Here is a 9576-nt window from a genome sequence, read left to right on the forward strand (position 1 = left end):
TAAATAAAAGGCCAATATACCACATGCTTATCATGTCGTATATTGACCTTCATATGAGATTAGAGTTTATTTTCTCTAATCATTCTCTTAGACTGCGCAATCCAAACCGGTAAACGTTCTTCTAATGTTTGAAACCCGTATTTTTCGTTTTCTTTGATCTCATCCAAAACAGATTTTTTCTCTTTCTTACGTTCATAATTTTTAAAGTAGTCATTATCTTTTAATGACAAATTGAGTTTACCTTCTTCATCTATAGACAGTATCTTGGCTTTGACAATTTGTCCTTCAGATAAGAACCTATTTAAATTATGGACATAATCATTCATGATTTCTGATATATGAATGAGTCCTTCCGTGTTGTCAGGGGTTTCTACAAATGCGCCATAAGGTTGAATACCAGTCACTTTAACTTTTACGTGTTGTCCTGATTTATAGTGATTATTCAACTTAATAACCCCTTAATTTCGTATTATTTCTAACAATAACATCATAGCATAAATTAAAGAGGCTCACTAACCGTAACGGTATGATATTTTCGAATTTTTTTGATTTATAGCGCAAATTTCACTGAAATAAATAAGATAAATCTCTACCTTAAAATTCCAATAAAAACACAAAAGCACCCCTGCTTTCGATATCAAATCGATCACAGAGGTGCACACTTACTTAATCATTCTTTTGAAAGAACGGATTATTTTTCAGTGTTATCTTTGTCTTCATTTTTACGTTTTCTGAAGAACATCATTAAACCACCAATCGCAAACATTAATGAAGCATATTGTGGGTCGATAGATGAAACATCTTGACCTGTTTCTGGTAATGCTTTCGCTTTATTTTTGCCTGCATTTTCAGCTTTAGCTTTAGTTGCTTCAGCTTTTGTACCTTCTTTTGTAGCTTTTGTAGCTTTAGATGTTTGTTTATCTTGTGCTTTCACATCAGATTTTGTATCAGATTTAGCTGTATTTGGTGTAGAATCAGTTGTTTTTCCTGTTTCTTTCGCAGAAGCTTTAACTTTTTCTAGACCATTCAATGCAGTTTCAACTGCTTTAGTTGCTTCTTTAATATCTTGAACTGAAACATTATCTGCTTTTTCAACAATGACTTTTCCATCTACAACTGCTTGATCTAATTTTTCAACAGATTCTGGAGTGTATTTAGATTTATCAATTGTTTCAGTTTTATCTAATGCTTTTTCAAGTTCAGCTAAAGCGTCTGCTTTGGCTTTCGCAACTGCATCTGCTTTATCTTGAGCCGCTTTAGTTTCAAGTGCTTTTTCTAAATCAGATTGTGCTTTGTCCACAGATTCTTGAGTCGCATTTTGATCTGCTTCAACAGTCACTGCTGTATCTAATGCGTCTTTTACAGCTTTGTCTTCTTTATCAGTCACGTTCAAATCTAAACCTTCAGCAGTTTCGATTACTTTTTCAAGTTCTGATTTATCTGCTTTGGTTACTAAGCTTGATTGTGTTGATTTCAAGACTTCTGTTGCTTTGACAACTTGTTCCACTGTTACAGATTCTGGATTATTTACGATACCTTGTGCCACCGCTTGTGCATCTTCGAATGGAGCAACGCTGTTTGGTGTGAAGTTATCTTTAACCACTGTTCTTGAGCTTGCAAGTTGTACTTTCAATGCTTCAAGTGCTTTGTTGAACGCTTGTACTTTTTCTTGATCAGCTTTGTCTTGAGCTGCTTTATTTTCAAGCGCTTTTGCTAAATCAGATTGAGCTTTGTCGACTTCTTCTTGTGTTGCATTCAAGTCTTCTTGAACTTTGATAGCTGTGTCTAAAGCATCTTTGACTGCTTTATCTTCTTTATCATTTACGTTTAATTCAGTATTTTCTGCTGTGTCGATCACTTTATCAAGTTCAACTTTGTCAGCTTTTTCTACTAAATGTTTTTGCGCTTCTTTCAAGTCTTGTGTTGCTTTATTGATTTCTTCAACTGTTTTACCAGCAGAATTTTTCACGATAGCTTGACCTGTTGTTTCAGCTTTAGTTAATGGTTCTACACTGTTTGGAGTATATGCATATTTATCGATTGAAGCTACTTTTTCAAGTTCTTTTTTCAATACTTCTAATGCAGCATTCACTTGATCAGCTTTATCTTGAGTTGCTTTTGTTTCAAGTGCTTTTGCTAAATCAGATTGAGCTTTGTCGACTTCTTCTTGTGTTGCGTTGAAGTCTTCTTGTACTTTGATTGCTTTATCTAAAGCATCTTGAACCGCTTTGTCTTCTTTATCATTAACGTTCAATTCAGTATTTTCTGCTGTGTCGATCACTTTATCAAGTTCAACTTTGTCAGCTTTTTCTACTAAATGTTTTTGCGCTTCTTTCAAGTCTTGTGTTGCTTTATTGATTTCTTCAACTGTTTTATCAGCAGAATTATTTACAATAGTTTGACCTGCAGTTTCAGCATCTGTAACTGGTTTAACACTATTAGGAGTGTAGAAGTCTTTGTCGATAGTTTTTACTTTTTCAAGTTCTGCTTTCAATGCATCAAGCGCTTTGTTGAATGCGTCTACTTTATCTTGAGTTGTTTTAGCTTTTACTGCATTTTCAAGATTAGTTTTAGCTTTATCAACTGTTTCTTGTGATGCGTTTTGATCTGCTTGAACTTCTTTAGCAGTATTTAATGCATCTTGAACCGCTTTATCTTCTTTATCAGCTGGATTAAGCTCTAAAGTTTCAGTAGTTTTAACAACTTTATTCAATTCTTCTTTATTTGCTTTAAGTTCAAGTTTATTTTGAGCATCAGTAATTGTTTGTGCTGCTTGTTTCAACTCTTCAACAGTCTTAGTAGCATCAGCACGAGCTGTTTCACCAGCTTTAACAGCTTCTTCTAATGGAGTGACTGTGTTTGGTTTGTATTCATCTTTAAATACTGAGTTTGCTTCCTTAATAGCTTTTGTTAAAGCATCTAAAGCATCTTGACGTTCTTTTGCAGCAATCGCATCGTTAATTGCTTTTGTTGCGTAAGCAACTTGTTCTTGTGTTACATTGTGATCTTCGTTAACAGCTTCACCTGCTGTTACTGCATCTTGAACGGCTTTGTCTTCTTTGTCAGTCGCGACTAAGTCACCTAAAGTTTTTGCTTTTTCAAGAGCTTTCACAAGTTCTGTTTTATCTGCTTTTGAAACTAAGTTTGCTTGAGCATCTTTCAATGCTTTTGTTGCTTCCTCAATTTCTTGAGTTGTTTTCTTAGCTGCATTATCAACTACATTTTGTCCTGCAGTTTCAGAGTCAGTTAAAACTTTTACGCTGTTTGTAGTGTAAAGTTCTTTATTAACTGTTTTTGCTTTTTCAAGCTCTGCTTTCAATGCATCTAAAGCATTTTGTTTTTCAACAGCTTCTTTAGTATCTTGTGCTTTTTTAGCATTTAACGCATTATCTAATTCAGTTTTAGCTGTATTCACTGCTTCTTGCGTTGCATTTTGATCAGCTTGTACTGTTTTAGCTTTGTCTAAAGCGTCTTGAACAGCTTTATCTTCTTTATCATTTGTATCAAGCGCACCTAAATTTTCAGCTGTTGTCACAGATGTGTTCAATTCTGTTTTATCCGTTTTTTTATCTAATGCATTTTTAGCATCAGTAATTGCTTTTGTAGCTGCTTTGATTTCTTCAACTGTTTTAGTTGCGTCATCTTTCGCAGTTTCACCAGCTGTGACTGCTGTTTCGAATGGTGTTACTGTATTTGGTTTGTAGTCATCTTTATTGACTGCTTTTGCGTCATTGATAGCTTTAGTTAATTCGTCTACAGCATCTTGACGTTCTTTTGCGGCAATCGCATCATTGATTGTTTTAACTGCGTTAGCAACTTCTTCAGTAGTCGCATTACCGTCACCATTTACTTTTTGACCTGCAGTAACTGCATCTTGTAATGCTTTGTCTTCTGCATCATTAGGATTTAAATCACCATATGCAATTGCTTTATCTAAAGCATTGCCAAGTTCAGTTTTATCTGCTCTTTCTTTCAAAGCATTCACTAATTCTTCAATTTGTTTTGCTTTCGCAAGTGTTGCTGGTGTATCAGCAGATGGAGGGTTGTTGATGATTTTTTGTCCTTCAGTCATTGCAGTTTTTAACGGTTCATACGTATTTGGTGTATATTTCGCTTCATTAAGTTGCTCAGCTTTATTTACAGCTGATTTTAAAGCTTCAATCGCGTCTGCTGCTTTTTTGTTATTGATTTCATCTTCAAGATTCCAAGTTGCTGTTTTGATTTCTTCAGGTGTCGCATTTGGATTATTTTTAACAGTTTCAGCTGCATTTAAAACATTTTTCAATAATTGATCTGTATTAGAATCAGTTAAAGGTTCTAAAGCTTTCGCTTCAGTAATTGCTGTATCTAATTTTGATTTATCTGGTACAAGTTGTGCAGTAGCATCTTGAACTGCTTTAGTCGCATTATTCAATGCTTCAACTGTTGATGTGTTATCGCCAGCTGCTGTTTTACCCGCTTCTACTGCTGTATAAAATGGTTTAACAGAATCAGCAGTATAATCTGTTTTATCTAATTTGGCAGCATCTTCTAATGCTTTATTCAATTGATCTAAAGCATCTTGATGCGCTTTTGTAGCAACAGCATCATTGATGGCTTTTGTTGCATCTGCCACTTGTTGTGGTGTTGCATTGTCATCTTTGTTGACTGTTTGTGCAGCATCAATAGCATCTTGAACTGCTTTATCTTCTTTATCAGTTGGTTCTAAACCAGTAATAGCTTTTGCAGTATCGAGTGCTTTTTGTAAATCAGTTTTATCTGCTTTTGGAACTAAAGCATCTTTGGCATCTTTCAATGCTTTTGTTGCGGCATTGATTTCTTCAGTTGTTTTAGTGTCCGGTGCATCAGCAATGGCTTGGGCTGCTGTTTGTTTTTCAGTTAATGGTGTCACTGTATTTGGTGTATATGTTGCTTTGTCTAAAGCTTTAACTTTATTCAATTCATCATTTAATGCATCGAGGGCTGCTTGTTTTGCGGCTGCATCTTTAGCATCTTGAGCTTTTTTAGCTGCAACAGTGTTATCTAAATCAGTTTGAGCTGTATTAACCGCATCTTGTGTTGCGTTGTCATCAGCTTGAACTGTTTTCGCTTTATCTAATGCATCTTGAACTGCTTTATCTTCAGTATCAGCTGGATTTAATGGTAATGCTTCAGCTGTTTTAACTGAATTATTTAAATCGTCTTTATTAGCTTTTGGAACTAAAGCATTTTGAGCGTCTTTCAATGCTTTTGTTGCGGCATTGATTTCTTCAGTTGTTTTAGTGTCCGGTGCATCAGCAATGGCTTGGGCTGCTGTTTGTTTTTCAGTTAATGGTGTCACTGTATTTGGTGTATATGTTGCTTTGTCTAAAGCTTTAACTTTATTCAATTCATCATTTAATGCATCAAGGGCTGCTTTTTTTGCAGCTGCATCTTTAGCAATTTGATCATCTTGAGCTTTTTTAGCTGTAATCGCAGTATTCAAATCATCTGTAGCTGTTTTAACTTGATCAGCTGTTGCATCACCATTTGTATTAACCGCATTTGCTGCTGCTAATTTATCTTGTAATGCTTTATCTACAGGATTATTTGGATTTAGATTGTTATAACCATTAGCTGTGTTAATTGCTGTTTTAAGTGCTGTTTTATCTGCTTGAGGAACTAATACTCCTTGTGCATCCACTAATGCATTTGTAGCTGCTTTAATCTCAGCAATTGTTTTAGAACCTGGTGAACCTAAAATAGTTTTAGCATTTGTCACAGCTTCAGTTAATATTTTATTACTACTTGTTGTAAATTGAGCTGGGTCAATAGCTTCAGCATCCTCTAATGTTTGTCTTAATTCATCTAAAGCATCTTCTTTATCCAATTCATCTTGTAAATTTTTAGCTGCTATCGCATTATCTAAATCAGTTTTCGCTTTATTAACTGCAGGTTGATCGATATTTAAATCACCTTGAACAGTTTTAGCAGCTTCTAATGCTGTTTTAAGCGCATCATCTTCAGGATCTCCAGCCTCTAATGGTTGAAGAGCTTCTGCTGTTGTAATAGATTGATTCAATGTTGCTTTATCTGCTCTTGGAACTAATGCATTTTTAGCATCTTTTATAGCTTTTGATGATGCTTTTAAAGTTTCAGGTGTTGCATTTGTGTCTGCTGCTTGTGTTTTACCATCAGTTAGAGATGAATCAAATGGTGTTACAGAATTAGGTGTATAAGCGTCTTTAGTTACTTTTTCAGCATCTTGAATTGTTGCATTTAATTCATCTAATGCATCTTGATAAAGTTTATGTTTGACCGCATCATTTAATTCGTTAGTTGCTGTTTTAACTTGATCTTGTGTTGCATTAGGGTCTTCTTTTACTACTTTACCTGCTTCTAATTTATCTTGAACTGCTTTATCTTCAGGATCTGCTGCATTTAATTGGCCAACAGATTCTGCACTTTGAATTGCGTTATTTAATTCTGTTTTATCTGCTAATCTTTCTAATTGAGCTTTAGTATCTTTTATAGCTTTTGTTGCTGCATCGAATTTTTCAGGTGATGGAATAGTCACATCAGTATTTAACGCTGTAACACTTATAACATTATTAGCAGCTAGATATTCCCCTGCTTTAATTGCACTATCAAATGGAGTAGCTGTTGCTGGTGTATATTCTGATTGATTGATAGTTTTAGCATCATCGATTGCTGCTTGTAAACGATTTAATGCTTCTTGATATTCTCTAAAATTAAGAATTTGAAGTAAGTCTTTTGCTTTTTGATCAACTTCTGCTTGTGAACTTTCACCATATTCATAAACTTGTTTAGCAAAGTTTAATCTATCTTTAAGTACAGCATTTTCTGAAATTCCATAATCTAATCCAGTTATTGCAGCTGCTCTATCTATTAATTTTTTAAGTTCCGTTTTATCAGGAATCAAAATAAGCGCATCTTTTGCAGTTTCTATGGCATTCGCTCTTTTGCTTAAAGTTGTAGCTGTAGATTTTGGTTCGGCAGCGCTCGCTTCACCATTTGAAATAGCTTCTAAAAATTTTTGAGCTGATAATGGTGTATATAAAGTTGTGTCTACAGCTTTTGCTTCTTTAATAACTTCTTGCAATTTTGCTAAAGCTTCTTGATAACCTTTTTGAGTAACTGCTGCCGTTAACTCAGCTGTTGCAGTTTGTACTTGTTCTTGAGTAGCAGCTGCATCCCCTTTAAGACTTTTAGCTATATTCAATTTTTCTTGAATAATTTTGTCATAAGGATTATCTGGATTTAATGGTTCTAATTTTTCAGCTGATGCAATAGCAGAATCTAATTTTCTGATGTCTCTTGCAGTAACAGCTGCTCTTGTTGAATAACCTGAAGCTTCTTCACCTGTTCTTGGTAAAGTTGCTTGAGGGCTAAATAAGTCTTTTTGAGCTGATGCTTCTTCAAGTAAGAGTCTTAATACTTCTGATTTTAATTGTTCTGGTGTTAAGTCAGTAGTATCAATAACTGCTAGAACTGCATCCACTTTGGCACTGTCATAGTCATTACTCAAGTCTGCTTTTACTTTTTCTACTTTTTGTACTGTAGACAATACAGGTGTTTCAGTTACTGTTTCAACCGCTTTTTCTACTGCTGGCTCAGTTGCAGGAGTTACTACTGATTCAGGAGCTTTTTCCTTGTTTTCAGTAACAGGTTCTGATGCTTTCTCAACAGTTGCTTCTGTTTTCACTGGTTCAGCTTCAGTAGAAGGTGTTTCTTTTGTTTTTTCAACAGTTACTTCTGTTGATTCTTTTGAATTTTCAGTTTTTTGTGTTTGAATTGACTCTTCTTTTTGTTCAACTGCTTGTGCTGCTGCTTTAGCTTTTTCAACTATAGCGTGGACAGTTGATTCTGAATCTGCTTGTTGTACTTCTAGAGTATAACTGTCAACTTCTTCTTTGTTTAAATTTTTAAGTGAAGTAATCTCTGTAGTAGCTTGTTTTTTAACTTCTTCTAATGCATTTTGCGTTTGTGCTTTATTATCAGTTTGCTGTTGTGTAGCATCAACTGTTTTTTCAAGTGACGTTTTGTTATTTTCCTCAGGTGCTTGTTGTGTCGTACTACTATCATTAGAAGCCTCTACAACTGTATTGTTATCGTTTATATTCTCTGCTGCTTTGGCTTCGCCGCTATGACCTAAGAATAATAGAGATCCAATTAGAATAGATGCTGTGCCTACAGTAAATCTTCTAATAGAGTATCTATTTCTTAAGTTAGGCAAAAAGTCCAATTTTTTCATATGATGTCCTCCGATACTAGTATATTTCTACTACATCTTTATTATAATATTGTATTGCCCAATTGTATATGATATAAATTTTATGTTTTAGTAGTAAAATATCGTTAAATTCATTCTTTTTTATTTGGGAAAACAATGCAAAATTCATATTGATTGTTGAAAACACAGGCGTGAATACATACCTCTGTTATCAAAACCGACCATTCCTCTCACATTTAAGGTTCTAAATCATATATTTTAACTCAGTTTTTTAATTTCATTTTTACAATTATGTAATGAGAACTTAATAGACAGAAACATAAATCTGTTAAAAGTACATAAAATCAATGTAGCCTTGTCATATAAATAATTCATATTGATGCATTCTTCAAAACTTAATAAAAAGCAAACACCCCTAGCTGGAGATTATTCCAACTAGGGGTGAATACTTTCTCAAATCTTTTACTGTTTAGTGCTCAAAAGTTGATTTGATTATTTTTCTGTATTATCTTTATCTTCTTTTTTACGTCTGCCGAACAATGCCATTAAACCACCAATTGCTAACATTAATGTAGCATATTTAGGATCTGCTGGAGTTTCTTGACCTGTGTTTGGTAATACTTTGGCTTTATTTGCTTTAGTTTGTGCTTTTGAACCTTCTGATTTCTTAACTGCTTTATCAGATGTTCTTTCAACTGATTTACCTGATGTTGATTTAACTTTATCAGTTTCTTTTTCAATTTTAGGAGCTTTAATAACTTCTAAAGCTTTTAATGCATCTTCGATAGCTTTTGTTGTTTCTTGAATATCTTTGATTGATACCTCTTTAGAATTTTCAACAATCGCTTTACCAGTATTCACTGATACATCTAATTTTTCTACTGATTCAGGTGTGTATTTAGTTTTATCTGTTGATTGTGCTTTATCTAAAGCTTTTTGTAATTCAGCTAATGCATCAGCTTTATCTTGAGTTGCTTTAGCTTCAACTGCTTTGTTCAATGCATCTTTAGCAGCGTCAACTTCTGTTTGTGTCGCATTAGCATCTGCTTGTACTGCTTTTGCTTTGTCTAATGCGTCTTGTACTGCTTTATCTTCTTTATCTTTTGGATCTAACGTTAAACCTTCTGCGTTATTGATTGCTTTTTCAAGTTCTGTTTTATCTGCTTTCGCAACTAAGCCTGCTTGCGCATCTTTCAATGCTTGTGTAGCTGCTTTGATTTGATCAACATTTACAGATTCCGGATTGTTCACAATACCTTGTGCAACTGCCATTGCATCAACTAACGGTTTTACACTGTTTGGTGTGTAATCGTCTTTATTAATTGCTTTGGCTTTTTCAAGCTCTGCTTTCAACGCTTCAAGTG

The 9576-nt window shown here is 34.2% G+C and carries 3 protein-coding genes; all 3 read right to left on the minus strand.

Going from position 1 to position 9576, the window contains the following annotated elements; genetic code table 11:
• Nucleotides 1-59 precede the first annotated feature (59 nt).
• A complete protein-coding gene (gene ygs, locus HMPREF2603_RS06790) occupies nt 60-446 on the minus strand; it encodes a S1 domain-containing post-transcriptional regulator Ygs (RefSeq protein ID WP_002481862.1) in 387 nt (128 codons plus the stop codon).
• A gap of 245 nt (nt 447-691) precedes the next feature.
• On the minus strand, nt 692-8233 hold the full coding sequence (locus HMPREF2603_RS06795) for a YSIRK-type signal peptide-containing protein (protein WP_070502009.1): 7542 nt from the start codon (nt 8231-8233) through the stop codon (nt 692-694).
• A gap of 471 nt (nt 8234-8704) precedes the next feature.
• Nucleotides 8705-9576, minus strand: an 872-nt coding sequence (locus HMPREF2603_RS06800; RefSeq protein ID WP_186822224.1) for an FIVAR domain-containing protein, incomplete at its 5' end; no start/stop codon positions are given.

Origin of the sequence: Staphylococcus sp. HMSC055C03 (assembly GCF_001809385.1) — a bacterium.
Taxonomy (GTDB): domain Bacteria; phylum Bacillota; class Bacilli; order Staphylococcales; family Staphylococcaceae; genus Staphylococcus; species Staphylococcus simulans.

What these genes read in the sequence shown, in the direction of transcription:
- HMPREF2603_RS06795 (WP_070502009.1), bottom strand. Translation starts at nt 8,233, where the DNA reads ATGAAAAAATTGGACTTTTTGCCTAACTTAAGAAATAGATACTCTATT.